This is a genomic window from Methylibium sp., from assembly GCF_965279545.1.
Classification (GTDB): domain Bacteria; phylum Pseudomonadota; class Gammaproteobacteria; order Burkholderiales; family Burkholderiaceae_C; genus Methylibium.
The window spans coordinates 2,240,738-2,266,523 of record NZ_OZ257250.1; the positions used below are offsets into that span (position 1 = coordinate 2,240,738).

Sequence of the window (25,786 nt, forward strand, 5' to 3'; positions counted from 1 at the left end):
GCGGATGTTTGTTGACGCGCGAGAAGTAGCGGAAGGCACGACGCTGCGCAGCGTCGTGTGCATCGTCGGCGGCGGCGTCGCGGGCATCACGCTCGCGCTGGAATTCGAACGTCAGGGCATCGACGCGATCCTGCTGGAGAGCGGCGGCCTCGTGGCCGACGATGAAACACGCGACCTGAACCGTGGTGAGAACATCGGCCTGCGGTTTGCATGGGCAGACGGCGCACGATCGCGCTTTCTCGGCGGCAGCAGCAACTGCTGGGGCGGATGGTGCGGGCCGCTGCGTGCCCATGAGATGCAAACCCGCGAATGGATTCCCGACAGCGGCTGGCCATTCGAACGCAGCAGCCTCGACCCCTACTATGAGCGGGCCCATCCGATACTTCGGCTCGGCCCATACAACTACGACATCAAGCATTGGGTGTCGGCGATCGATCGCAAGGATGTGCGCCGCATTCCGCTGCCGACCGGGCGCGTGCACGACATCCTCTCGCAGTTCAGCTCACCGTCCAGACTGGGAGATGTCTACCACGACGATCTGAAGCGCTCGCAGCACGTCAGGATCTGTCTGCATGCCAACGTGGTCGACATCGAGACAGATCCCGGTGCCACGACGGCAAGACGGGTGCATGTCCGCACCCTGACCGGCCGCCGCTTCACCGTGGAAGCCAGGCAGTTCGTGCTTGCCTGTGGCGGCATCGAGAACGCGCGCCTGCTGCTCGCGTCCAACAAGGCGCAAGCAGCAGGCCTCGGGAACGCCAACGACCTGGTCGGTCGTTACTTCGCCGATCATCCGCGCGTCCATGTCGGGAACGTGCGCTTCAGGCCTCAGTGGAAGAGGAACAAGCTCTATGACATCAAGTTCCACTTCCTCAATCGTGCCGTGTCGGCCAACGGGACCTATGTCTCTTCACAGTTCTCGCTCGATCCCAAGCTGCAGGAGCGCGAAGGCCTTCTGAATTCGCAGCTGTGGTTCGCGTCGGTGTTCCCAGGCGACGGGACCGACGAGGCGGAGGCCGTCATCAGGATGAAGCACCGCCTGCATGCAAAGGCCGACCCGGACTACACCCTCCTGGGCGACTTGTCCCTGCTGGCCCGGCACCCGATCAACACCAGCAGCTTCGTGCTCGCCCGCCTGCTCCAGCCGGAGGCCTTGATCAAGGAGATCAAGATCACCGTCATCTGCGAGCCTGCACCTGACCGCAACAGCCGCGTGACGCTGTCTGACCAGCGTGACGCACTTGGCGTCCCGCGCATTCGCATGGACTGGCGATTGGGTGATCAAGTCAAGCGCACCGTCGATCGATCGCTTGCAGTCTTCGCCGACGAACTGCGCGTGGCCGAAGTGGCCGATGTCGACCTGCCGCCGCCGATCGAAGGCGGCGAGTGGCCCTACACGCGAGGGACGCCGACCGACAACCTTGGAACCTGGCACCACATGAGCACGACGCGGATGAATGACTCACCACGCCGAGGGGTGGTGGATCGCGACTGTCGCATTCATGGCATGTCGAATCTCTATGCGGCGGGCAGTTCGGTATTTCCGACGTGCGGAGCAAACTTTCCCACCATCACCATCTGCGCGCTCAGCCTGCGGTTGGCCGATCACCTTGCGGGACAACTGCGCCTGACCGAGGCTGAGCTTCCGGGCCATTCGGCACCCGCGGCCGAACTGTCGCAGACGGCCTGAAGCTGCGCGTGAAGGTGGCAGGCTGTCGCTGCAGTCACGCGCCGTGCATTCGATCACAGCGCCCCCTTGTATGAGCGATTGGTATTGCGGGATACCCTTCGTAGACTTTGATAACGTATTGTCAGCATTGGACGAAGTCTTCGATCGACCGATCGAACGAGCGCTGGGTCTCCAGACCTCGGTACTAATGCACAAAGGAATGACATGAGCAAACTAAAGGCAGTGATTCAGGCCGGCGGACGCGGCACCCGCCTGGCTCCCTATTCGACCGTGTTGCCCAAGGCACTGATGCCAATCGGCGAAGGCACTGTCATAGACAACATGCTCAAACTGTTCAGCGAAGCGGGAGTATCGACGGTTTTCATCACCGTCAGCAAGTTTGGCCCCTTGATTCGCAGTTACTGCGGTGACGGCAGCCGTTGGAATATCGACATTCAGTATATCGATGAGGACAAGCCTCTCGGAACCATCGGACCGCTGAGCCCCATTCGCGATCTGTTCGACGGCAGTTTCATCGTTGCCAATTCCGACATCTACATTGACCTCGATATTCCTGCCCTGCTGGCGGATCATCGGTCCAAAGGTTCGCTGCTCACTGTCGTGGTCATCGACCAGACCGTGAAGATCGAATACGGTGTACTCGACAACGTGGCGGGTCGCGTCGTCGGCTTTCGCGAAAAACCGACCGAGCGCTTTTGCGTCAGCACCGGCATCTATTGCATGGAGCCGGGCATTTTCGATTTCATCCCGCGTGACGTTCCGTTCGGGTTCGACGAACTGATCCGCTCCCTGCTCGGCAGTTCCACCCCCGTATCGGCTTACCCGCACCCGGGTCAGTGGATCGACATTGGCCGCATCGAAGACTTGCGCCGCGCGCAAGAGCAAGCCGCTTCACAGATTCTCAGGAGCGCAAATGCCGCAGCCGACGAGTGAGCCATTGATCGAACTGGGTGCGCCTTGCCTGGGCGAACCCGAGAAACAGGCGCTGTGCGCCGTCATCGACGACGGCTGGCTCACCATGGGTGACCGTGTGCGCCGCTTCGAGAAGGTTTTTGCGGAGATGCATGGCGCCGACGACGCCGTTGCTGTTCACTCGGCAACAGCAGCGCTTCAGTTGAGCCTGCAAGCTTTCGACATCGGCCCGGGTGATGAGGTGCTGGTGCCGTCGCTCACCTTCGTGGCGACCACCAACACGATTCTTCACAGCGGGGCCACACCCATCTTCGTCGACATCGAAGGCGTGAGCTGTCCACACCTGTCGCTCGAAGACGCGCGCCGCAAACTCAGCCCGCGCACGCGCGCGGTGATGCTGATGCACTATGGTGGCTACCTGATGGATGCCGCGCGGTGGCGCGAGTTCGCCGACCAGCACGGGCTGCTGCTGTTCGAGGACGCCGCCCATGCCGCCGGCATGCGCGGTACCGGAACGCTGAGCGAAGCCGCGTCGTACAGCTTCTTCACCAACAAGAACATGACCACCGCCGAAGGCGGCATGATGATCGTGCGCGACGAGAAGCGGCGTCAGCGCGCCCGCGTGCTGCGCGCGCATGGCATGACGGCCAGCACGCTGGACCGTGCACGCGGCAGAGCTGTCGGTTATGACGTGGTCGATTGCGGCCACAACTACCGGATGGACGAGTTGCGCGCCGCGATGGGACTGGTGCAGATCGAACGGCTGCTCGGTTGGAATGACACGCGACGCACACTGACGGCGCACTACCGCAAGATTTTCGCGCGGACGCTGCCTTCGGTACAAGTGCCGTTCAAGCCCGACCACGAGACGTCCGCGCACATCATGCCGGTGCTCCTGCCAGAGGGCACCAACCGGCATCAGGTCATGGAGCGCATGCGGGCGCAGGGGGTGCAAAGCAGCATGCATTACCCCCCCATTCATCATTTCGAGTACTACCGAAACAGATTCCCCGGCATCGTACTGCCTGAAACCGAGCGGTACTGCGAACGCGAACTCACCATCCCTCTTCACCCGCAATTGTCCACCGGCGATGTGGAGCGGGTCGTCGCCAGCCTGGGCAAGGCGCTCGAAGCGTGAAGCGCGTGACGTGCTCCGAGTTGCTGCAAGACACCGAGATCCGTTCCATGTCGCGGAGCACGTCACCGCGTCGCAGCCCATGAGGATTCTTCTTGTACACAACCGCTATTCGATCCGTGGTGGGGAAGATGCGGTGTTCGACCAGGAATGCGATCTCCTGCGCTCGAACGGCCACGAGGTGATCGAATACACGAAGGACAATCGGCAGATCGACAACGCGAGCCTTGTCAAACTTGCGGCGAACTCTGTTTGGGCCTCCGACAGCTATTCTGAAGTAGCCCGGCTGATCGAACGCTCCAAGCCGGATGTCGTACACGTCCACAACACGCTGCCGCAGGTCTCCCCGTCGGTCTACTATGCGGCCGCGCGGCACGCAGTCCCCGTGGTGCAGACACTGCACAACTACCGCCTGCTTTGCCCGAACGGGCTTCTTCTGCGTGATTCGGCGGTTTGCGAAGAGTGCGTCGGTCGAACGATCGCATGGCCCGCCATCCGCTACAAATGCTATCGGGAGAGTCGCCCCGCATCTGCCGCTGTGGTGGTGTCGCTTTCACTGCACAAGGCGATCGGAACCTGGAGCCGCAAGGTCACTCGCTACATTGCCCTGTGCCAGTTCGCACGCGAGAAGATGTTGCAGGCGGGGCTACCGCCAGAACGTGTGGTGGTCAAGCCGAACTTCACCCGGGATCGCCACACGGATGCTGATCTGAATGCCGTTCGCGGGGGCGGACTGTTCGTGGGGCGCCTCAGCGAAGAGAAGGGGCTTCGGGTACTCATCGAAGCCTGGAGGTCGCTCGATGTGGATCTCGACGTCGTCGGCGGTGGGGGCCCCTTGTCCGACCAGGTTCGGGCTGCGGCGTCGAAGCATTTCCGGCCGGTCGGTTTCGTCGACGACGATGCATTGACCCAGGTGATGCGCCGAGCGGCCTTCATCGTGATGCCTTCCTTGGTCTACGAAGGCTTCCCGATGGTCGTCGCCGAGTCCTTTGCAGCGGGATTGCCCATCATTGCCTCGCGCCTCGGCGCACTCGCCGAGCTTGTGGAAGACGGTCGCACCGGACTGCACTTCAACGCTGGCGACCAAGCGGACCTGGCCGCCAAGGTGCGCTGGGCACGAGACAACCCACTGCGCATGGCCGAGATGGGCCAGCGCGCACGCGAAACCTATTTGCAGCGCTACACACCTGAAGCCAACTATGAACGACTCGTAGAGGTGTACCACGACGCCGTTGCCGCCCTGCGCCCATAGCGGCGTGCTATCTGTTATGCCATTTTGAACAGCCTTGAAAGGACCACCAAATGAACTTCAGTGACCGCAATGTCTTGATCGTGGGGGGCGCCGGCTACGTCGGCTCCGTGTTGGCCTCGTTGCTGCTGAACGCAGGGGCCAAGGTGACTCTGCTGGACCAACTGCTCTACGACAATGGATTCGCCATCCAGCACCTTCTCGACCATGAGCGCCTGCGCTTCGTGCGTGGCGACCTGCGGGACGAAGCGACCTTCGCGCAGGCAGCGAAGGGTGCCACCGATGTCGTGCTGCTGGCATCGCTGGTCGGCGACCCGATCTGCAAGAAGTATCCGGAACTCGCGGTGAGCGTCAACCAGGACGGCGCCATCCGCATGATCGAGTCGCTCGACAAGCTGGGCGTGAAGCGCTTCGTCTTCACTTCGACGTGCAGCAACTACGGCATCCACGATCCGGCGACCTTGGCCGACGAAGGCAGCGAACTCAATCCGCAGTCGCTCTACGCACGCACGAAGATCGACGTCGAGCAGCATCTGCTCAAGAGCACCAAGCAGGCGGAGTTTTGCGGAACCGTGCTGCGCATTGCCACCGCATACGGCTTGTCGCCCCGCATGCGCTTCGACCTCACCGTGTCCCAGTTCGGCTGGGAGCTCGCGTCGGGCGCACCGCTGCTCGTGTACGACGCCGACACCTGGCGTCCGTACTGCCACATCCGCGACATTTCCAAGGCCATCATGACCGTGCTGACGGCACCTTCAGAGCGCGTGCGCGGGGAAGTATTCAACGTCGGCGATACATCGCAGCAGTTCACGAAGCGGATGATCGTCGAAGAGATCCAGAAGCACCTGCCGGGTACGCAGGTGGAATACCGCGCCGGCGATACCGATCCTCGGAACTATCGTGTGTCGTTCGAGAAAATAGCTCAGCGCCTGGGCTTCAAGTGCGACCATTCAGTGCAGACCTATCTGCCGCGTGTGGTGGAAGCAGTGCAGGCAGGCATCTTCCCGGATGTTCGCAACAACTCCCGCTTCGGCAACTATCAGATCTCCGGCGTGGCGGCAAAGGCCTGAGATGCAGTTCACGAGCTCGTGGGACGACGGTCACCCGCTGGATCTGCGACTCGCGGAGTTGCTGAACCGGCATGGTTTCAAGGGCACGTTCTACGTGCCCTTGAACAACGACCGCTTCTCCCTGCCGGTACTGTCGGCAGCCGGCTTGCGGGAGCTTGACACCGTGTGTGAAATCGGCTCACACACCCTTGACCATTGCTATCTGACCGAGGTAAATACCGACACAGCACGCCAGCAGATCCATGATGGCCGCACCGCCCTGGAAGGCATTGTTGGCCACGCCGTGCGTGGATTCTGCTATCCCGGCGGCAAGTATCGTCAGGAGCATCGCGCGCTGGTCGAGTCGGAAGGATTTGCCCATGCGAGGACCACTGTCAATCTCGAGTTCGATGGCGCCTTTGAAGACTTCGAACGCCCTACCACCCTGCAGTTCTATCCACATTCGCGCGCGGTCTATATGAGGAACTGGATGCGGTACGGTCGCTGGCGCAAACGACTGCCGATGGCACTGAAGGCGCTGGAATCCAGCGACTTCTTGTCCCTCATGAAGGCCAGTCTGTTGTATGCCCAGGAGCGCGATGGCGTGTTCCATTTGTGGGGACATTCCTGGGAGCTCGAGAGCTTCCGTGGCTGGGGATTGCTCGATGAGTTCCTAGCCTTTGCGGCCGATCACGTACCCCCGCAAGAACGTGTGACCAATGCTGGCGTGAAGGCCACGTCGGTCGTCCTGAACTGAGTGCTCACACATGGAAAACCCTCCAGCCTTGCCGGGCCAAAAGCGAACACGAGTCGCGATCGTCATCAACTGTCCGGCCCCCTACCGAAATCCGGTGTTCGAGGTGATGGCTCGTGACCCTGCGATCGAGCTGCATGTGATCTTTTGCAGCGCCCTCGAACCAATCAGGCAGTGGGACATCGCTTCGTCGGAGTTCTCGCACGAGTACCTCACGGAACATTTCACGATGCTCCACGACAAGGTAGTGCATATCAACCCGGACGTTTGGTCAGCGCTGCGCAGATTCAAGCCTGATGTCGTCATCACGACGGGTTTCAATCCGACGTATCTGTTCGCTTACCTGTACTGCCGGCTCCACAAGATTCACCATGTGCCATGGACCGATGGCACGGCGATTTCCGAAACCACGCTCACGAGGGTGCACAAGTGGCTGCGCCGACACATCTATCCGCGGTCGTCAACCTTCGTCGGCGCGAGCAACGGCTCCACGGAACTCTATCGACTCTATGGCATCCCCGAGGAGCTGATCTTCAAGGCACGGCTGTGTGCCAACAACGAGATCTTCTTCGCAGCGCCTCCGGTGGAAAAGCAATACGACTTCATCTTCAGCGGGCGCTTCGCCGAGGTCAAGAATCCGCTGTTCGCGCTCGAAGTCGTCTCGGCCGTGTCTCGCAGGCTGGGGCGCCGCGCATCCATCGCCTTCATCGGCGCCGGAGCGCTCGAAGCAGAGATGCGTTCTACCGCTGCGGCCAAGGATGTCGACGCGCACTTCCTCGGTTTTGCCAGACAAGCCGATCTGCCAACGCGCTATGCCGCAGCGAAGATTCTGCTGTTCCCCACGCTCTGGGATCCCTGGGGGATCGTCGCCAACGAGGCCTGTGCGGCGCGTGTCCCGGTCATGGTCACCCCCGTAGCGGGCGTCGCCGGTGAACTGATCATGGATCAGATCAATGGCTATGTGCTGCCGCTGGACGTGACGGCCTGGGCCGAGGCCGCTACCCACTTGCTGCAAGATGCCGCGCTGTACGAACGGTTCGCAGCGGCCGCACGGCAAGAAATAGCAGCGTACACCTATGACAGCGCGGCCGGTGAGATCCTGAGGGCCATCCAGCGTGCGGCACGGGCTTGGACCCAGGAGGGTCTGGGCGATACCCTGCCCGCCGCCCAACCGAACAACAGAGGAATCTGACGGTGTATCCGAGTCCCAGCAGCGCGACCGCCGAGACAACACAAGAACGGCCCCTGATCCTTGTGTCGCACGGATACGAGAATATTTATGAACGCGGCTTCTGCAACGGGCTGAGCGACGCAGGCATCCCCTTCACACTGATCAGTTCCGACCGCACGGACTATGCAGGTCTGCGCCAAGGAACAAAGACGGTGAACCTGCGCGGCAGCCAAGAGGAGTCGAGAGGGAAATGGCAGAAGCTTCTCAATCTGGTTCAGTACCATCTCCGTTTGATGTGGTACGCGCTGGCACATCGGAACGCGGTGGTACACGTCATCGGCCTGATCGAACCGCCGCTGTTGTGTGGCGTGATTGAAGGACTGTGGTTTCGCCTCGTGACGCGCCGCTACGTGCTGACGGTCCACGACCTGCTTCCGCACGATCGCTGGACCCGGATGAATCAAATGTTGTTCGGCCTGACGTTCCGCATCGCCGAGCGTCTGGTGGTGCATACCGAACGAATGCGTGACGAGTTGATGGAGCGGCACGGCATCAATGCGTCGCGCATCGTCGTGATGGAGCATGGCCTGGAACCTTTGCAGCGCTCGGTTTCGGTACTCGAAGCGTATACCCCGGACGCGCCGTTCAAGATTCTCTTCTTCGGCAAAGTGATGCGCTACAAGGGCATCGATCTTCTGTTGAATGCGCTGGCCGACTTCCCTCACCCTTTTTCGCTCCGGATCGCAGGTGTTTGTCGAGATGCATCGCTCATCAGTGAACTGACTGATCAGATCGCAGCGCACCCACAACGCACAAGCATCGATTGGCCGAACGAGTATGTGCACGAGGCCGAGATCGAGCCACTGTTCACCGGCTCTCACGTGCTGGCCATGCCTTACCGGCACATCGACCAGAGTGGAGTGCTTTTCCAGGCTTTGCGCTTCGGCCTGCCTATCGTTGCCACCAAGGTCGGCGCGTTGCGGAACTACGTCGACCAGAAAGTCGGCGAAACCTGCGAGCCCATGAGCAGCCACGAGATCCGAGACGCGCTGTTGCGACTTGTCGATCGCTACGGGCGCATCGATCGACGCTCGATCATGGAATCAGGTAGATGCTTCGAGTGGCAGCACTCCGTGAAGGTGTTGCCCGTCGTCTACGCGTCATGACAAGCTGGGCACCCATTGCTCCGCCAACAGCACTGGCGTCGATTGATGCCATGCGTGCGAACCGAACATCCAAGCCAGTGAGCGGGAGATCGACTTGATCACGGACTTTGACAGTGACGCAGCGGCGTCATCACTGAATTGCGACGTTTGCGTTGTGGGTGGCGGTGCCGTTGGCTTGGCACTGGCCGTAACGTTGGCTGACGCCGGAGTCGACGTGCTGGTGCTCGAAGGAGGGGGTCAGACACTCGAAAGCCGCAGCCAGGCATTGCAGCGAGGCGAGTCTGTTGGACACCCCTTCCCCAACATCGATGTCGGGCGCTATCGTGTCCTGGGGGGCACCACCACATTCTGGGGCGGCCAGGTCGTCCCCTTCGACCGTTTCGTCACTTCAGCGCGCCCATGGGCGGGCCATACCGCATGGCCCATCGATCCTCAAGAGCTCGAGCGCTACTTCCAGCACGCCTACGCACTGCTCGGTCTCGCAGATGCCGAACTCGACGATGACAAGGTGTGGGGGCTCCTGGGAACTCCGAAGCCTGCCCTCGGTGATCGACTCGAGATGGTGATGACACGCTGGCTCAAGACCCGAAACTTCTCCAAGTTGTTTGCCAAGCAACTGCAGTCACCGACGGGACCGCGGGTACTGACGCATGCCAACGTCGTTGCGCTGCGCCTGCAGGACGACCGCAAGTCGGTGCGCTCACTTGCCGTGCGCAGCCTCAAGGGGAAGACTGGCGAGGTCACCGCGAAGCGCTTCGTTCTCGCGTCAGGATCGCTCGAGATCACGCGACTGCTGCTGCATCCGCTTGCCGATGGCTCGAACGCTCCGTGGAGTGACTCCGCCCATCTCGGCACGCCACTGATCGACCACCTCGACTGCATTGCCGGCGAAGTGGAAATACTGGACCACCGGCGCTTTCGAGAATTGTTCGACAACATCTTCGTCGGTGGCCACAAGTACTATCCCAAAATGCGCCTGGCCCCCGTGACGCAGCGCGAGGAAGGGCTCGTCGATATCGCCGCGCAATTCCGCTACAAGACTCGCTTTTCCGAGCACCTCGAGTACCTCAAGATGTTCGTCCGCTCCTTGAAAGAAGGCGGCGTCCCCAAGTCGGTTGGATCCACCGACCGCTGGGTCATGAAGATGCTCAAGGTCAAGGAAGGCGAAGGACACGTCTCCCTGCTGTCATTGCCCGGGCACATTGCCGCGGTCTTCGCGACGAGCCTGCCGTTGGCGCTCCGATACTTCAAGGACCGTCGCTCTTTCAAGCCGCGCGACGCCGAGGTGAGTCTGGGATTCTTCTGCGAGCAGCTTCCCACCAGTCGCAGCCGCATCCAGCTCGGTGATCAGACCGACGAATTGGGGCTGCGCCGCATCCGGGTTGACTGGCAGATCGATGGTCGGGAACTTGCAACGATGCGCCGCTTCGGGATGCTGATCAAGGAGGAGTTCGAACAGCAGGGACTCGCGACCGTCACTCTCGACCCACGGCTCGTGAATGAGGACCCAGCGTTCACGAACGAGATCTTCGATGCAATCCATCAAATGGGCAGCACGCGCATGGGGCGGAGTACCGAAGACGGCTTTGTCGACGCAGACCTGAAGGTGTTCGGCATCGACAACCTCTTCATCGCGGGCAGCACGGTATTCCCGAGCACCGGCTTCGCGAATCCCACATTCACGGCCATCGCACTCAGCCTGCGGCTTGGTCGGCACCTGTCCGGAGCGGCTCGTGCCGTTGCCTGACCCGACCGCGACCGCCGACGCGCCGCTGCGGCTCGGCTTCGGCTGCGGGAGCCTGGGTGGCGAGTTGGATCACAAGACGAGCTGTCGACTCGTGGAAGCGGCCTACGAGGCCGGATTTCGCCACTTCGACGTGGCGCCCTCCTACGGCCATGGGCGCGCGGAGGGTATCGTCGGCGAGGTTCTGGCACCCGTGCGTGACACCGTCACCATTGTCACCAAGGCCGGAATATCCCATCCGAAGGCGGTGAGCGGACTGCGTGCGGTCCGCAAGGTCTTCTTGCCTATCAAGGCTGCCTTCCCGTCGCTGTGGAAAGCGGCCGCCGGCCAGGCCAACCGAGCCGTGGCTGCGCGCGGTCAGTTCGGCGTCGATGTCATCCAGGCGTCCGTCGCAGAAAGCTTGCGGCGTTTGCGCACGGACTATGTCGATGCCCTGCTGCTGCACGAGGTTCTGCCCGAACAGGTGGACGACGACTTGCTGAGCACATTGCAGACGCTGCGTTCGCAACAGCGCGCTCGGGCCATCGGCACAGGAACCTCGGTAGAGTCCACGGTCGAGATCGTTGCCCGACACCCCGGCGCCTTCAGTTGGCTTCAGATGAATCACTACTGGGGCGCCTTTGTGCCTGGCTTGCGAGCGCACGATTGCAGGCTGGTCACTCACCGCAGCCTGCGGACCGGCAAGCGCTTGATCCAAAGCGCAGAGTTCAAACAGGCGCTGGCGACGGATGCATCGCTTCATGCGCTGCATCGCGCACTGGCGGACCCGGGCCACGGGCCGTTGCTGCTGCTCAGGGCTGGCCTCCTGCAGAACGCACAAGGTCGACTGCTGGTATCGACCACCCGGGCGGACCGCCTGGAGCAATTCGTGGTGACAGCTCGCGATTCGACCGTCGACCCGCTGGCCGTCCAACTCAACGAACAGCTGACCCGCTTGTCGTCGACGCTGCGGGTCACGGACGAATGATGGACACCCGTATCAGCACGAGTCAGTCATGAGTCAACCGAATTTCGACGCACAACGTCACCGGGTCCGCGTTCTTGGAATTCCGATCGATGCGGTGAGCTGGGCGTCCGCGAACACCACCATCGCGCGTTGGGCCGCACAGCGAGAGTCGCGCTACGTCTGCATCTGCAACGTCCACAGCGTCGTGACTGCGGCGCGTGAGACAGCTTTCGGTGCGGTGGTGGAGCATTCAGATCTCGCCACACCCGACGGCGCTCCGGTCGCGTGGATGCTGCGCAGGCTCGGTTGTGTCGGCCAGGCGCGCATCAATGGACCGGACCTGATGTCCACCTACTGCGGACAAGCTGCCGCGCGCGGCGAATCGCTCTTTCTCTACGGTGGCACCGAAGCGACATTGGCACGCCTCACCACGGTGCTTCGCGAACGGTATCCGGGGATCCGCATCGCCGGAACGATATCCCCCCCGTTCCGTCCGCTCAGCGCAGCGGAGGACGAGGACATCGTCAAGCGGATCAACGAGTCGGGCGCCGGGGTTGTGTGGGTTGGACTCGGCTGCCCCAAGCAGGAACTCTGGATGGCAGCTCATCGAGGGCGTGTCCATGCCGTGATGATCGGCGTCGGCGCTGCATTCGACTATCTCGCGGGCACCGTGCCACGCGCGCCGCGATGGATGCAACACGCCGGGCTCGAATGGGCTCACCGCCTTGCCAGCGAGCCGCGGCGCCTGTGGCGGCGCTATCTCGTGACCAACACGCTGTTCTTGCTGGGAGCGGTTCGCCAGCTGACAGTCCATCGGTTTTCGCGCAAGCCTTAGCCCGGCCCATGCGCAGCGGACCGGGCAAGCCAACGCTCAACCGGCGCAAGCTGCGTTCAGCGGCTCGCTCCACACGTCGGTGGTGAAGTTGTATTGCCAGTCGTTGCCGCCACCGTCGGTCACGGCGAAGCCCGAGCCGGCCCACACCGTCGAGAACGGCGGCTGCAGGTGACCATCGTTGTCGAAGGCCCACAGGTTCGAGATGCCCTTGTTGCCGCTGTACGTCACGCTGGCGGACTTGCTGCTGTCGAAGTTGCGCAGCCCGAAGGACCACCCCGTGTTGTCGGCACGCGTGCCGCGGTTGTCGACCTTGTTGTTCCTCACCACCGAGCCGACACCGCCCGCAATCGCGACACCCTGGCCGTTCACGTTCTTGACGATGTTGTCGTGCACGTTGAAGTAGCCCGGCACGTTGGAGCCTGAGCCGCCGCCGCCGGCCGGGCTGTCGCCCAGTTGCATGGCCGTGCCGCTGATGCCTCCGAGACCGTCAGGGTTGCCGCGGATGCGGTTATAGGCCAGCTCCACCATGAACTGCGCCGTGCCGCCCGAGTTGTAGAAGTTGATGTGGTCCTCGACCAGACGGCTCTTGCCGCCGGCCATCGGATACTGCTGCACCAACGTGTCGTCGATCACGTTGCAGGTGATCCGGGTCGAGGCCGTGGCGTTGCGCGTCTCGGCGAACTGGATCGCCTGGAACGCCCAGCTGTAGCCGCGGATGTTGTAGAACAGGTTCTTGCTGATCGTGACCGGGTGGACCGCACCGCTGGCGCGGATCAGCGTCGAGGCGTCGTGCAGCACGTTGCGCTCGATGGTGACGTTGGTGGCGCCGTTGGCGATCAGGATGCCCACGTTGTCCACGTTGTCCGAGTTCTGCCCGCACGGCCCGATCTCGCTGTTGCGGATCACGACATCGCTCGCGCCATCGATGACGATGCACGGGCCCGTGGGGTTGGTCACGTGGACGTTCTCGATGATCTGACCGGACACTGCGTCGATGCGGCCGACCACCGACTTGCCGGCGATGCTGGCAGGCGTAGGCACCGATCCTGCCGAGACTGTGGCAGCGGGTGTCGAAGGCGTTGAGACAGGGGTCGGAGCGATAGACGTGCTCGGCACAACAGCCGCCACGGGCGCGGTCGTCGTGCTGCTGGCGTACCAACAGCTCTTGGCGCTTCCCTGCACCGGATCACCGAAGACGCTGTTATCGCACATCGCACTGCCGGCGAACACCTTCGTCACGGCGCTGGTGCTCGTACCGTAGCGCACCGCCCGCGTTCCGGAGAATGTGCAGACGGTACCTTCACTGCCACATTGCACCCAAGTAGCGGATGACGTCGTGGCGGAAGACCCGGTAGAAGGGGTGGTTCCGTTGGACACATTCGTCGACGTTGTCGGAGCTTGTTCGGTTGCTGCGGCCTCAGGTGTCGCCGCAGCGCCACCTCCACCACAGCCTGCAACCAGGAAGGAAACGGCCAAAAACGCCGCCAGCATCTGCAAATCGGTCAGGGAAATCTTCAACATGGCAATGGGATCAATACCAGACGGTGTTCGGAGCACCCCTCGGTCACAGCGCAAATGCCATCCACCGATGACAGCGTCCGCAATCAGGAGCCAGGGGAAAAATCAACCGGAGGCGGAAGGTGTCGACTGGAATCGCTACCCACGCTTTTCGATGAAGCGGAGTATTCGGCACCCCCACCGAGTGCCTGTAAGCGCATTTCGTCGGAAGTAACAACATGAAGATCAGCTGCGCCTGCCCTATCCGACTGGAGGCTGTCCGACAACCTCCTGATTAGGGGGGATGCCAGGGCTACGGCCACGTTCGACACGTCCTGTGCCGCCAGGCAAACGAGCGCGCCGTGAAGTTCGCGGTGCTTGCAGGCCGGGTTGCGGTTGCGCACTGATACGAATACCGGCCCGGCGTAACACTGTCGCCCTGCCCGGCCAGGGTCAGTCAACGCGACGGAAGGGCGCGCATCACAGGAAGCAGCCGCCATCAAGCGCAAATGCTCGCCGTAGCCTGAGCTACGGCGAGCATTGCCGGTGCAGAACGCCTATGTCGAGCGATTCAACAGCCGCTTCCGAAACAACGAGTGCCTGTCACGATACTGGCTCGCAACGCTCAACCGGCGCAAGCTGCGTTCAGCGGCTCGCTCCACACGTCGGTGGTGAAGTTGTATTGCCAGTCGTTGCCGCCACCGTCGGTCACGGCGAAGCCCGAGCCGGCCCACACCGTCGAGAACGGCGGCTGCAGGTGACCATCGTTGTCGAAGGCCCACAGGTTCGAGATGCCCTTGTTGCCGCTGTACGTCACGCTGGCGGACTTGCTGCTGTCGAAGTTGCGCAGCCCGAAGGACCACCCCGTGTTGTCGGCACGCGTGCCGCGGTTGTCGACCTTGTTGTTCCTCACCACCGAGCCGACACCGCCCGCAATCGCGACACCCTGGCCGTTCACGTTCTTGACGATGTTGTCGTGCACGTTGAAGTAGCCCGGCACGTTGGAGCCTGAGCCGCCGCCGCCGGCCGGGCTGTCGCCCAGTTGCATGGCCGTGCCGCTGATGCCTCCGAGACCGTCAGGGTTGCCGCGGATGCGGTTATAGGCCAGCTCCACCATGAACTGCGCCGTGCCGCCCGAGTTGTAGAAGTTGATGTGGTCCTCGACCAGACGGCTCTTGCCGCCGGCCATCGGATACTGCTGCACCAACGTGTCGTCGATCACGTTGCAGGTGATCCGGGTCGAGGCCGTGGCGTTGCGCGTCTCGGCGAACTGGATCGCCTGGAACGCCCAGCTGTAGCCGCGGATGTTGTAGAACAGGTTCTTGCTGATCGTGACCGGGTGGACCGCACCGCTGGCGCGGATCAGCGTCGAGGCGTCGTGCAGCACGTTGCGCTCGATGGTGACGTTGGTGGCGCCGTTGGCGATCAGGATGCCCACGTTGTCCACGTTGTCCGAGTTCTGCCCGCACGGCCCGATCTCGCTGTTGCGGATCACGACATCGCTCGCGCCGTCGATGACGATGCAAGGCCCGTTCGGATTGGTCACGTGGACGTTCTCGATCACGCGGCTCGAATTGACGTACATCTGACCGACCACCGGCTTGCCGGCGATGCTGGCAGGCGTGGGCATTGATCCCGCCACAGGAGTCGGGACTGGTGTCGTCGTCGCAAGAGAAGGCGTGCTCGGCACGACAGGCACCACGGGCACCACAGGGACGGCCGTCGCGGCGCTGGCGTACGAACAGCTCTTCGCAGTTCCTGGCGCCGGATCGCCGAAAACGCTGTTCTCGCACAGCGCGCTGCCGGAGAATACCTTCGTCACTGCAAGGGTGCTCGTGCCGTAGCGTACTGCCCGCGTTCCAGAGAACGTGCAGACGGTGCCTTCCCGGCCGCATGCCACCCAGGTTGTGGTGGTGGGCGTCGTCGCAGGCGGGGTCGTGCTCGGCACAACGACGGCCGTCGCGGTGCTGGCGTACGAACAGCTCTTGGCAGTTCCCGGCGCGGGGTCACCGAAAACACTGTTCTCGCACAGTGCACTGCCGGAAAACACTTTCGTCACAGCACTGGTGCTCGTACCGTAGCGCACCGCCCGTGTTCCGGAGAATGTGCAGACGGTACCTTCCCGGCCGCATGGCACCCAGGTAACGGACGTCGTCGTGGTAGCGCTGGGGCTGGCGGTTCTGTCGGACGTGACCTCGGAGACGTTCGCCGCCGTGGTCGGAGCTTGTTCGGCTGCTGCGGTCTCAGGTGTCGCAGCAGCGCCACCTCCGCCGCAGCCTGCAACCAGAAATGAAACAGCAAAGCATGCCGTCAGTATCTTTAAATCGGCAAGGAGAATTTTAAACATGACAATTAAACCAATATAAAACGATGCCATAAACACTACCAAGGCAAAACCCAAATACCAACCACGGATAGCAAAATCCACGACCTTGAGCTAACTTGATAATCGGCCGCACGCGAAAGGTATCGACACAAATCGCCGCCCTCGCTTTTCGGTGAGTGGAGTATTCGGTACTCCCACGAGGTGCTTGTAAGCGCCTCCCGTTAGAAGTAACAACATAAGATTTGGCCACGCCCGCCCTAGCCGATCGATGAAAGGCTGGCAAGCTCTCGATCAGGGGGGATGCGACAGAAATATCGAGAAGTTCGACACGACCTGTCGCTTTGCGCATGAGTGCGCGCCGTGAAATGCGTCGTGCCTGAAGACCGGGCAGCAGTTGCGCACTGATACGCATCCGGCCGCCGGGCATCACAGCCGGCGATCGTTCATCGCAGCGCGATGCGTCGGTCAGAGCGAGCCTGGCGAGGGTCGCGGTCCGGATCGCGTTGAATCAGTGGGCGTGGGGCACGAGCCCGTCAAGGCGAAAGGGCGACGGCCCCTGGCCATGCATCATGTGGTCGAGAAACGTTCGCGGCGCTATCTACCAGCATCTGCCAGTGAAGACGCAACGGGCGACCGCTGATCTTCCCGCGCGGAACCGCGCTCATGCCAACATGTTGATCTGTTCTACAAACCCGTGTTCTACGCAACAGAATGAAAACAGTGACCGTGATCGAACGACGCTTGACCCACTATCGGGTCCCGCTTTTCGAAGTGCTACGCGAGCAGCTTCAACGGCAGGGGCTGCGGATGCGCCTGCTGCATGGGATCCCCACTACCGCGGAACTCAAGAAGCGTGACGAAGGTCATCTGCCATGGGCAGAGTTGCTCCCGACCCGCTACTTGCTCGATGGCCGCATCTGCATCCAGCCGTTCCAGCGGGAGACGCGTACCGACGATCTCATCATCGTCAATCACGAAAACAAGCTGCTGTGCAATCTTCTTGCGCTCACGGTCAGCAGGCCGCGACGCATCGCCTTCTGGGGCCATGGCGCGAACATGCAGTCCGCGCATCCGGACGGACTCAAGGAGCGCTTCAAGGGCTGGACCACCAATCGAGTCGACTGGTGGTTTGCCTATACCGACATGAGCGTCCCGCTCATCGAGCGCTTCGGATTCCCGCCCGAACGTATCACGGTCGTCAACAATTCGGTCGATACGACAGAACTGGGCGACATGTGGCGCGGCACGCCCCCACAGCGGCTTGAGGCATTGCGCCGGGAATTCGGCCTTGCGGGCACCGATGTCGGCATTTTCATCGGCTCCCTCTACGAGGAAAAGCGAATCCACTTCATGCTGGAAGCGGCCAGCGTCATCAAGGCGCGGCTACCTACCTTTGAATTCGTCATCGTCGGTGCAGGACCGGAGAGCGGGACAGTCGATCGCTTCTGTACCCAGAACTCCTGGGCCAAATATTTGGGGGTCCGCAAAGGTCAGGACAAAGCGGAGGTCCTCGCGCTAGCGAAGGTCATGATCAACCCGGGCCTTGTCGGACTGGGAATCCTTGATTCCTTCGCCTGTGCAGTACCCATGCTGACCACCGACTGCGGTTTGCACAGCCCCGAGATCTGCTATCTCGAGCATGGGGGCAACGGGATGATGACGCCGAATACTCTTGAAGCCTACGCTGAAACTGTCTGCAATGTCCTGACAAACGACGAACTACTGCAGGAACTTCGTCGCGGATGCACTTCCAGCGCTGCAAACTATACCATTCAGAACATGGCTGCGCATTTCGTGACAGGAACGCTTGGTTGCTTGGCGGCGCAACCTTATGTCAAAGGCAACCGTCTGAAATAAATGCAGTGTGTCGACTTTATCGAAATACTTTCTATCGACGCATTCTGCCTATTTTGATGCTTCCAGCGCGAAAAGCTGACGAGAGTGCGCTATTGCACCCAACAGCTCACGCACGTCCGCCCAATGTCGACGACGAGCGTGTTGCAGGACTTGAACGAACATATAGGCTAGCGCCCGGCCCCTGGCTTTTGGAAAGAATCGACCGACAAGACGAAGCCGGTTTCGGTAGAGATACCTCAAAGACGAGCGCGACTCATACTTCATGCTGCTCCCGCCCACCTTGTGATAGACACGACTCAGAGGTGCATATGCCAAACCATACTTACCCCGCGCCCTCAACGCCCAATCGATCTCTTCAAAATATAGAAAATAATCCTCGCACATTGGCCCGATATCGCGAATAAATTCGCGACTTGCCAGAATAGAGGCTCCCACAACATACCCCATCTGGCTCTCGATGCTCATTGGATTCTGGGGTACGGAATCAACGGACTTGCCATCACCAAGATGCCGCCCCACTCCGGTCGCTGGATCAAACGAGGCGCCGCCCAACGCCTGAACTTGATCAGGTCGCCAATAGTAGATCAACGTTGAGCCCACCATGCCGGCTTCGGGCTTCGCCTTCGCACGCACCAACAGTTGTTCAAGTGCGTCTGGCGGCACGACGGTATCTGTGTTCAACAACCAGAACTTGCTCAATCCAGCGTCATAGGCAACACGCAAGCCAAGGTTGTTTCCACCTGCAAACCCGCCGTTGGTACGCGAACGAAGAATCAATACACGGGGAAGCCGTAGTGGCATTGGCTCGTCTTCCCACAACTCGAGCCAGTCAAGATCCGCTGGAGCACGTCTCAACACGGCGATCGCTTCCTGCTCCCGTTCCGGAGCTTGCTCGGTTTCTCCTCGACACCAAGCGCCGAGGTGTTGAGCCGAATCGTCGGGAGAGGCGTTTTCAACGACGATGATGGATGCCGGGGGCGCCCTCAACAATAGCAATGAACCCAAGCATTCGAGCGTATCTCGCCAGCCGCACCAATTGACAAGAATAACTGCTGTGTTTTCAGCGGCGGACATCTTCCATCTCCTGAAAACGCGCCTGCGAACTGATGAGCAACCCAGCGATCACGAGGCAGAAGGCAACGACGCTCCGTCCATCGAACCATTCCGGTTGCGTATAGCTGGTAATCACCGGAACAATGAATGCACCGATCAATGCCGCCTGCAACGGCCTGTTGTTAGCACTGCTATTTTGCAAGATCTGCCGAGCGGCTACGGCAAAAGTCAAAATCATCCAGATCGGAAATAATGCGGCAAAAACACCCATCTTGACCGCATACGCCATATAAGCATTATGGATATACCAAGTCTCATTCTTGAATGAATCAACGGCACTGATGGTTTTCTTGTATTCGCCGCCCAAGCCCACCCCCGTCAGCGGCCGTCTTTCTATGGCGATACGCGCCGCACGATTTTCCAAAGCCCGCCACGCAAAAGATCCTCCCCGATTGAGTTCTTCACCCACGCCTGTGGCACGATCAACGATGGCCTCCACCAACCGCGGTTTTACCAATGCACCAAGGCCAAGCATTCCGGCAACAACGACAGCACCAAGTATTCCCGTGATCACGACACCTCGAATACCACGATTGACGAACGTTGCCAGCAGAAGACCTGCAGCCGTAGCAACCCAAACACCGCGGCCAAATGTCACCGCCAAACCCGCCGCAAATATAAAGCTACCAATCACCAGCAACAATGGTGATCCTTTGCGACGAGCAAGTAAATTCATGAAGTAATAGAGACCGAAGATCATGATGTATGTTGCCCCGCCAGCAATCGAACGAGTAACGTCCGAATTTCCACCCTTGTCCAGCGATTCAACTCGAGCTTCAGTGAGAATACGTATATCAAAAACGGATTGAATAATAACGATAAACGACATCGCCAAGCCGAGAACAATCATCCCTCTAAAATAGAAGCGGTGGTCCGCAGAAGTCCGCACCGCGAGAACCAAGACAGGCAACAACAACCACGAAACAAAATTACGAAGATCCGCCAAAAGAAACTCGTTTGGCGCAAAATAACGAACATATACAACCGACGAAGAAACGCAGACCACCAGAAAAAGCATTGGCCAACGGAACTGTGCAAGTGGCGCAAAAACTGGTTCTCGCCGCAAAATTGTCCTGAGTATGACAATCAAGGCGAGATATACAATCATCAATTCATGGGGCCTGAAGCTGCCCAGCGACATCACCAGACCAGCGGGAATGATCTCGAAGGCCAGCGCTGCAGTTACAAACAGTCCAGCGAGAGGCCATAGCGCCCCCAGCAAAAGAAGCACAGGACCGATGATGATCAATACCAACGGCAACAACGGAGTTACCGGAATCAGTAGACCCAGCAAACTTGCAACGCAAAGTCCCAGCGCGAGAAACAGGAGCTCGGACCTGTTCGCATTTCCGGATGAGTAGATCATCATGCGCTGGCCTCACGCCGCCGACGAAATACGTCGATCACGTGGGGACGCTCTTCTTGGTCTAGCAATCCGAACCAAAATAGCGGCAAGAGCAAGACCAGACACGAACCAAGAGATATTGCCTTTGCTTCCAAGCCACTCACCGACAAGGTTGCCGCAAACGCAAGAGTCGCCAAGGCAGTTGAGACGAACAGCGCACGAAAACCAAGACCACCTTGCAGTAGCTTCACCTCAACGATACCGAACAGGATGACTGCATCGACCGCAGCTCTGAGTGACCACGCAATCGCCGTACCGATGATGCCGTATTCTCGTGTCAGCGCAAACAGCACGCCGATGAAAACAGGCACCTCACACAAGTGCGATAGCGCCATCCATTTCGGCTTACCCCGACTGAGAATCAGCATGGCCGGGGCCTGCGCAGCACAATTAAAAAATAAACCTACCGCCAAGATCTGTGCAACGGGCGTGGCGACCTTCGAAAAATCAGGTCCCAACCACAGTCTAAAGGTCACTTCGGCAAATACAACAACTCCCAACAATACGGGCAGAACGGCGATGACAACACACTTGAACAATAGCGCATATAGCGATCTCGCTTGCGTTTGATCTTGACACCCGGCAACCACAGGGAATGCAGCCGACATGACTGAATACGGCATCATCACCACCTTATTCACAATGTCATATGCAGTAGCGTAGTAGCCCACCGTTGCCACGGGCACGAACCCACCAATGATCAGCCGATCGAGAGAATTCATCAGTGGACTGACAATGTCGGAAACAGTTATCCAGCCCCCAAATCCGAGTAAATGCAAAAGACGGGCTCGATCCGGCATCCGCCAAACCATGACAAAGCCGCAATCACGGCGGCAGGCCCATCGGTGAACGATATTGGCAGCTACACGCATGAGCACCACCGCGCCGACCATGACTTCAAGCCGAGGCGAAACCATCACCGCCATGAGTGGGGCCAGATATGTGAAAAAACCCATACCCACCCGTATCATATTGACGGTGGGAAAGCGCCCGAAAGCTTCCAGACAACCCCGGTAGCCGGACGTGAGCATCACGAACGGCAAACCCATGGCGAGTATTCTGAGCGCCCAAGTACCTTCGCTGCTCAGGTGCGCAGGCAGTGAAAGGTAGGTGACCACAATCTCCGCCGTGCAAAGCAGAGCAATCGCAAATACCCCACCCAGGATCAGCAAGAAGGACATTGCTGATTGAGCAAGCGCCTCGGCAGCTGGACGATCTCCCGCTCCGAGGCGCTCAGCAACGACGCGTGTCATCGCTCGACCTACACCCAGGTCGAAAACCCCGACGTAGCCGATCAATACCCAGACCAGCGTCAGGAATCCATAGCGGTCAGCCCCAAGGTGCTTGAGCAGCAGCGGAATAATGCCGAGCGCGAGGAAAACCGGCGCAACCTGCCCGAACAGGTTCCAAGCTGAATTCCTTCCGATTTTCTGTAGCGACATCGCAATTCTTCAGGCAACCCGGGGCGACGACTCAGTACTCATTCACAATGACCCCGGCCAGCTTTGCGGGACCCTCGGCGATCATTCGCACCAGATCCTGTAGCGCCTTCACGTGTGAGGAGTTCTTGCGAGCCACGACCAACGCAGCTCCGCACTTGGCCGCGATCACGTTGGCATCAGCTCCATAGACGGCAGCAGGCGTGTCCACGATCACGTAGTCGAACTTGCTGGTCAATTCTCGCAGCAGCAAACCGAACGCAGGGCGCTCGAAGAGTTCGAGCGGATTCGGTGGCATGGTGCCCACAGGCAGCACATACAGACTGGGCAGGTCGGCGACCTGCTGAATCACATGGGCGTCGGAGCGGCCTGAAAGCAGGCCCGACAGGCCAGCAGTATTTTCGATGCCGAACAAGTACTGCTGCCGTGGACCACGCATATCGGCGTCGACCAAGAGCGTGCGGCCACCCAACTGCGACAATGCAACCGCGAGATTGGCGGAGAAGAACGTCTTGCCATCGCCCGTATCGGGACTGACGATCGCAAGCGCCGGTCTCGGCCCCTCGTGGCCGAATACACGCATCGTCAGTTGGCTGCGAATGGCGCGAAAGGACTCCGCCTGTTGAGAAAACGGCCGGTTCGCAACCACGAGCTCGTCACTGAAACGACGCTGCTCATCCGGCGCATAGTGGTAATGAAACTGCTGCGAGAGAGCAAAAAGGACGTCCTTGTCCGACACCAGCCCGAGTGCGATCGCCGCCTCACCGAACCGCATGCCGCGGTCACGCTGATATTGCAGGACGGTCGCGATCTGATCGGCCGTCAGGTCTCGCGTCTGCTGCAGGATATCGCCAATGGATCGGTCATGGATGGAATCAGGTCCCACCGAAACAGGCGAAGAGGAGGCATCTGCAATGCCCCGATCAAGAGGAATGATACGGGAGTCGCGCATTCTTGCCATGTCATGCTTTCTTCGAGGCGGACATCGGAAGCTGACCCAGCACCTGGCGGGCCAACAACGACTGGGTCTGTGAGCGAGCGCCTCGATCAGGACCGGAAAGAACGCCGAGCACAGGCAAGCCCAAAGTCTGGACGACATCGTCGATGCTGCGGACACGCCGATTCATCATCTCTAGGCTGACCACCAAGCCGATCCCCAGAAGCGCGCCGACAAATGCGGCAAGGGCGACGTTCAAAGCCAACTTGGGTGACGAAGGCCACGACGGCTCAACCGCAGGAGTCAGCACCCCGATGTTCGTCTGCGTCGTCTGGCTCTCCAACGATGTCTGGTTGTAACGGTTCAGCACGCTGTCGTAAGCGCGCTGAGCGTTCTCCACTTCTCGCTGATATACGGCGGCCTCATCGCGCTGCTCCTTCATGCGAAGCACCTTCTGGCGCTGAGCTTCATACGCGGCGCGAAACTCGCCTTCACGCTGCCGATTGATCGTATTGGTAACGCCGACACCGCTGGTGACACGCCGGATTTCACTTTCAAGCCGGCTGCGCAGCGAAGCATTGTTGGCCTTGGCTTCCACCACCTGCGGATGTGCGTCACCCAGCCTTGAGTTCAGTTCCTGCAAGCGAGCCTCTCCCCTGGCGAGATCGGCTTTCAGCGCCGCGACCACAGGATTCGTGAGCACATCTTGCAATTGGTCTGCAGAACGACCCTGAGCGGCAGTCTGGCGCCCAGTCGATTCAGCCGCGATGGATTGCGCTGCCATGATCTGGCCGGAAAGCTCCGCCAACCGCGAGGTCTCGAAATCGAACCTCTCTTCGGTCGCGATCAATCCCTTGCGACGTTGGTACTCCGACAGCTTGGCTTGCGCGGCCTCCAGTTGTTCCCGCAGCTCTTTGGACCGCGTATCGAAGAAGTTCGTGTAGCGCTTTGCAGGGTCCACACGCAAATCGAGCACTGTGTCGATGTATGCCTTGACAAAGGCATTGGCCGTTGTCGCTGCGAAGCTCGCATCGGGAGCCTGGAAAGCCACGTTGATCACGTTGGACTCACGTGCCGGCTTGACGTCGAGCCCCTGGCGCAGAGATGTTGCAACCCACGCCTCCAGGTCACCCCGGCCCTCGGTGGCTTGCATCCACTTGCCACGCAGGTCAGTGTTCTCGGCAAGCTTCAGCATACCGACCACGCGACGCGCAACCCGATCGCTCTGCAAGATGTCGATCTGCGTTGCCATGTAAGCCGGCGAAGCCATTCCGCCAAAGCCCGCGGCCGACAACGGATCCGGGCTGATATCCAGTACCACCGAAGCACTCGCCGTATATTGCTTCGGCAGCAGCAGGCTGATCACAGCCGCCGTCGTCACGATCGTCAGCACGACTGCCAACGCCAACTTCCAGCGGGCTTGCAGTATGGAGATGAATTGGCCGAACGTCATAGCAGCACCTGCCTCAGAACAGACTTTCACGAACATAGACAACATCGCCGTCGCGCAAGGTGTCATCCATGGCCGGGGTCAGCGTTTTCACCTTGCCGTCCGGCCCACGGCGATTGACGCGCAGCCCCTTCTCGGTGCCCCTCACGGTCAGGCCACCTCCAGCGGCGAGCGCCTGTATCAATGTCATGTCACGCTCGAGCCGGAATGCGCCTGGTTTTTGAACCTCTCCGTAGATGTAAACCATGGGCATGCGATCGATGAAGACCACATCGCCGGCCTGGATGATCATGTCCTCGCTTTGCCGCCCAGCCAGCACCAACGGCACATCGACCTCCTTGCGGAAGGTCTTGCCATCGCGTTGCCCGGACACCACTGCAGTGTCCGAGCCATTGGGGGCGATGCCTCCAGCGAGCGCGAGCAGATCGCTGAGCTTGGTGTCCGCCTGCTCCAGCGGATAACGACCAGGCTTGTTCACCTGACCCAGGATTGACGCCTGACTGCCACGGACCGTCACAACGAGGATCGAAACCTGCGGCTGCTTGACGAAATTGCCGTCACGCAGTCCATCGGCGATCCGTTTTTCGGCCTGACCGAGCGACAGCCCCCCCAGCTTGACAGAACCCAACAGCGGATAGCTCACGACACCGCTCTCGGATACGCGGGCCTCCAGGGTCAGCTCCGGGTTCTGAAACACCGTGATTCGCAGGACATCCCCTATGCCCAGGCGGTATTCCTCCTTCGAGATCGGCGGAACCGCCTGCGCCCCCACGGGACGCAAAGCGAAAAGCGACAGCGAGCAAACGAGAACCATGCCTGCAAGTCGCCATACGCCGTTCAAAGACCACCTCATAAAACCTCCAATCGCCACCGATCCTGAGCACTCACTGTCATGCAGATCATCAGTTTTCAAGCCCTCGTGAAATGTCGCCGCCAGCGCCGCTTTGCCTGCCACAACAGCAACCTGAATCATAAGCAGCCCGGATCAGCGCCCCAGTCCCTGAGTCAGGGGGACAAGCCGCTCGAATGCCCACTTCAGCACGAAGCCGCGGCGCAGTTCGTCTTCGGTACTCACCATCGTCCCGCAGCGCGCCGCGCCGGGATGCCAAAG

The 25,786-nt window shown here is 60.4% G+C and carries 23 protein-coding genes; 15 read left to right on the forward strand and 8 right to left on the reverse strand.

The genetic code is table 11. The annotated features are described in order from the left end of the window. The first annotated feature begins 4 nt into the window (after positions 1-4). The 11 genes from ACQY9S_RS10425 (at position 5) to ACQY9S_RS10475 (ending at position 12,651) form a co-directional block, all read left to right on the forward strand. Positions 5-1,690 carry an FAD-dependent oxidoreductase gene (locus ACQY9S_RS10425; protein ID WP_428425495.1) on the forward strand — a complete coding sequence of 562 codons (1,686 nt, stop codon included), beginning with the start codon at positions 5-7 and terminating at the stop codon, positions 1,688-1,690. A 204-nt stretch (positions 1,691-1,894) separates the two neighbouring features. Further along, on the forward strand, positions 1,895-2,623 hold the full coding sequence (locus ACQY9S_RS10430; RefSeq protein WP_428425497.1) for a nucleotidyltransferase family protein: 729 nt from the start codon (positions 1,895-1,897) through the stop codon (positions 2,621-2,623). After that, complete coding sequence (locus tag ACQY9S_RS10435; protein ID WP_428425499.1) at positions 2,604-3,740, forward strand: DegT/DnrJ/EryC1/StrS family aminotransferase; 1,137 nt, start codon at positions 2,604-2,606, stop codon at positions 3,738-3,740. Before ACQY9S_RS10430 ends, ACQY9S_RS10435 begins: the two co-directional genes overlap by 20 nt. A gap of 79 nt (positions 3,741-3,819) precedes the next feature. Then, positions 3,820-4,989: a glycosyltransferase family 4 protein gene (locus tag ACQY9S_RS10440; RefSeq protein ID WP_428425501.1), complete on the forward strand. Its 1,170-nt coding sequence runs from the start codon at positions 3,820-3,822 to the stop codon at positions 4,987-4,989. Positions 4,990-5,039: 50 nt separating this feature from the next. Beyond that, positions 5,040-6,056, forward strand: a complete 1,017-nt coding sequence (locus ACQY9S_RS10445; protein ID WP_428425503.1) for an NAD-dependent epimerase/dehydratase family protein — start codon at positions 5,040-5,042, stop codon at positions 6,054-6,056. Between the two features lies 1 nt (position 6,057). Further along, positions 6,058-6,792, forward strand: a complete 735-nt coding sequence (locus ACQY9S_RS10450) for a polysaccharide deacetylase family protein (protein ID WP_428425505.1) — start codon at positions 6,058-6,060, stop codon at positions 6,790-6,792. Positions 6,793-6,802: 10 nt separating this feature from the next. Further along, positions 6,803-7,981 carry a glycosyltransferase family 4 protein gene (locus ACQY9S_RS10455; RefSeq protein WP_428425507.1) on the forward strand — a complete coding sequence of 393 codons (1,179 nt, stop codon included), beginning with the start codon at positions 6,803-6,805 and terminating at the stop codon, positions 7,979-7,981. Between the two features lie 2 nt (positions 7,982-7,983). Further along, positions 7,984-9,126, forward strand: a complete 1,143-nt coding sequence (locus ACQY9S_RS10460) for a glycosyltransferase (protein WP_428425509.1) — start codon at positions 7,984-7,986, stop codon at positions 9,124-9,126. A 94-nt stretch (positions 9,127-9,220) separates the two neighbouring features. After that, on the forward strand, positions 9,221-10,873 hold the full coding sequence (locus ACQY9S_RS10465) for a GMC family oxidoreductase (protein WP_428425511.1): 1,653 nt from the start codon (positions 9,221-9,223) through the stop codon (positions 10,871-10,873). After that, a complete protein-coding gene (locus ACQY9S_RS10470; RefSeq protein ID WP_428425513.1) occupies positions 10,860-11,837 on the forward strand; it encodes an aldo/keto reductase in 978 nt (325 codons plus the stop codon). Before ACQY9S_RS10465 ends, ACQY9S_RS10470 begins: the two co-directional genes overlap by 14 nt. A 28-nt stretch (positions 11,838-11,865) precedes the next feature. Continuing rightward, entirely contained in the window at positions 11,866-12,651 is a 786-nt protein-coding gene (locus ACQY9S_RS10475) for a WecB/TagA/CpsF family glycosyltransferase (protein ID WP_428425515.1), read from the forward strand. A 36-nt stretch (positions 12,652-12,687) separates the two neighbouring features. Here the strand turns inward: ACQY9S_RS10475 and ACQY9S_RS10480 are convergent, their stop codons facing one another. Beyond that, positions 12,688-13,638, reverse strand: a complete 951-nt coding sequence (locus tag ACQY9S_RS10480; protein ID WP_428425517.1) for a right-handed parallel beta-helix repeat-containing protein — start codon at positions 13,636-13,638, stop codon at positions 12,688-12,690. Between the two features lie 7 nt (positions 13,639-13,645). On the opposite strand from ACQY9S_RS10480, the gene ACQY9S_RS10485 reads away from it, so the two are divergent. Next, positions 13,646-13,912, forward strand: coding sequence for a hypothetical protein (locus tag ACQY9S_RS10485; RefSeq protein WP_428425519.1), 267 nt, complete (start codon positions 13,646-13,648; stop codon positions 13,910-13,912). 782 nt (positions 13,913-14,694) lie between these two features. Continuing rightward, positions 14,695-14,823 carry a hypothetical protein gene (locus ACQY9S_RS10490; protein ID WP_428425521.1) on the forward strand — a complete coding sequence of 43 codons (129 nt, stop codon included), beginning with the start codon at positions 14,695-14,697 and terminating at the stop codon, positions 14,821-14,823. Here ACQY9S_RS10490 and ACQY9S_RS10495 read toward each other — a convergent pair. Continuing rightward, positions 14,774-15,778, reverse strand: coding sequence for a right-handed parallel beta-helix repeat-containing protein (locus tag ACQY9S_RS10495; protein WP_428425523.1), 1,005 nt, complete (start codon positions 15,776-15,778; stop codon positions 14,774-14,776). The genes ACQY9S_RS10490 and ACQY9S_RS10495 overlap by 50 nt on opposite strands. Between ACQY9S_RS10495 and ACQY9S_RS10500 the strand changes: the two genes are divergently transcribed. Next, positions 15,771-15,992 (forward strand): hypothetical protein, encoded by a 222-nt coding sequence (locus ACQY9S_RS10500; protein ID WP_428425525.1) that lies wholly within the window; start codon positions 15,771-15,773, stop codon positions 15,990-15,992. The two genes, ACQY9S_RS10495 and ACQY9S_RS10500, sit on opposite strands and share 8 nt — an antisense overlap. 1,193 nt (positions 15,993-17,185) lie before the next feature. Further along, a complete protein-coding gene (locus ACQY9S_RS10505; protein WP_428419652.1) occupies positions 17,186-18,331 on the forward strand; it encodes a glycosyltransferase family 4 protein in 1,146 nt (381 codons plus the stop codon). 48 nt (positions 18,332-18,379) lie between these two features. On the opposite strand, the gene ACQY9S_RS10510 is transcribed toward ACQY9S_RS10505, so the two are convergent. The 6 genes from ACQY9S_RS10510 to epsE are packed head-to-tail and all read right to left on the reverse strand — an operon-like array spanning position 18,380 to position 25,648. Further along, positions 18,380-19,405 carry a glycosyltransferase gene (locus tag ACQY9S_RS10510; protein ID WP_428419653.1) on the reverse strand — a complete coding sequence of 342 codons (1,026 nt, stop codon included), beginning with the start codon at positions 19,403-19,405 and terminating at the stop codon, positions 18,380-18,382. After that, on the reverse strand, positions 19,392-20,813 hold the full coding sequence (locus ACQY9S_RS10515; RefSeq protein WP_428419654.1) for an O-antigen ligase family protein: 1,422 nt from the start codon (positions 20,811-20,813) through the stop codon (positions 19,392-19,394). Before ACQY9S_RS10515 ends, ACQY9S_RS10510 begins: the two co-directional genes overlap by 14 nt. Further along, positions 20,810-22,291: a flippase gene (locus tag ACQY9S_RS10520; RefSeq protein ID WP_428419655.1), complete on the reverse strand. Its 1,482-nt coding sequence runs from the start codon at positions 22,289-22,291 to the stop codon at positions 20,810-20,812. Before ACQY9S_RS10520 ends, ACQY9S_RS10515 begins: the two co-directional genes overlap by 4 nt. Before the next feature lie 31 nt (positions 22,292-22,322). Further along, positions 22,323-23,249, reverse strand: coding sequence for a polysaccharide biosynthesis tyrosine autokinase (locus ACQY9S_RS10525; protein ID WP_428419656.1), 927 nt, complete (start codon positions 23,247-23,249; stop codon positions 22,323-22,325). A 1-nt stretch (position 23,250) separates the two neighbouring features. Further along, positions 23,251-24,678, reverse strand: a complete 1,428-nt coding sequence (gene epsF, locus ACQY9S_RS10530) for a chain length determinant protein EpsF (RefSeq protein ID WP_428419657.1) — start codon at positions 24,676-24,678, stop codon at positions 23,251-23,253. Between the two features lie 13 nt (positions 24,679-24,691). After that, positions 24,692-25,648 carry a polysaccharide export protein EpsE gene (gene epsE / locus ACQY9S_RS10535; RefSeq protein ID WP_428419658.1) on the reverse strand — a complete coding sequence of 319 codons (957 nt, stop codon included), beginning with the start codon at positions 25,646-25,648 and terminating at the stop codon, positions 24,692-24,694. Positions 25,649-25,786: the final 138 nt, after the last annotated feature.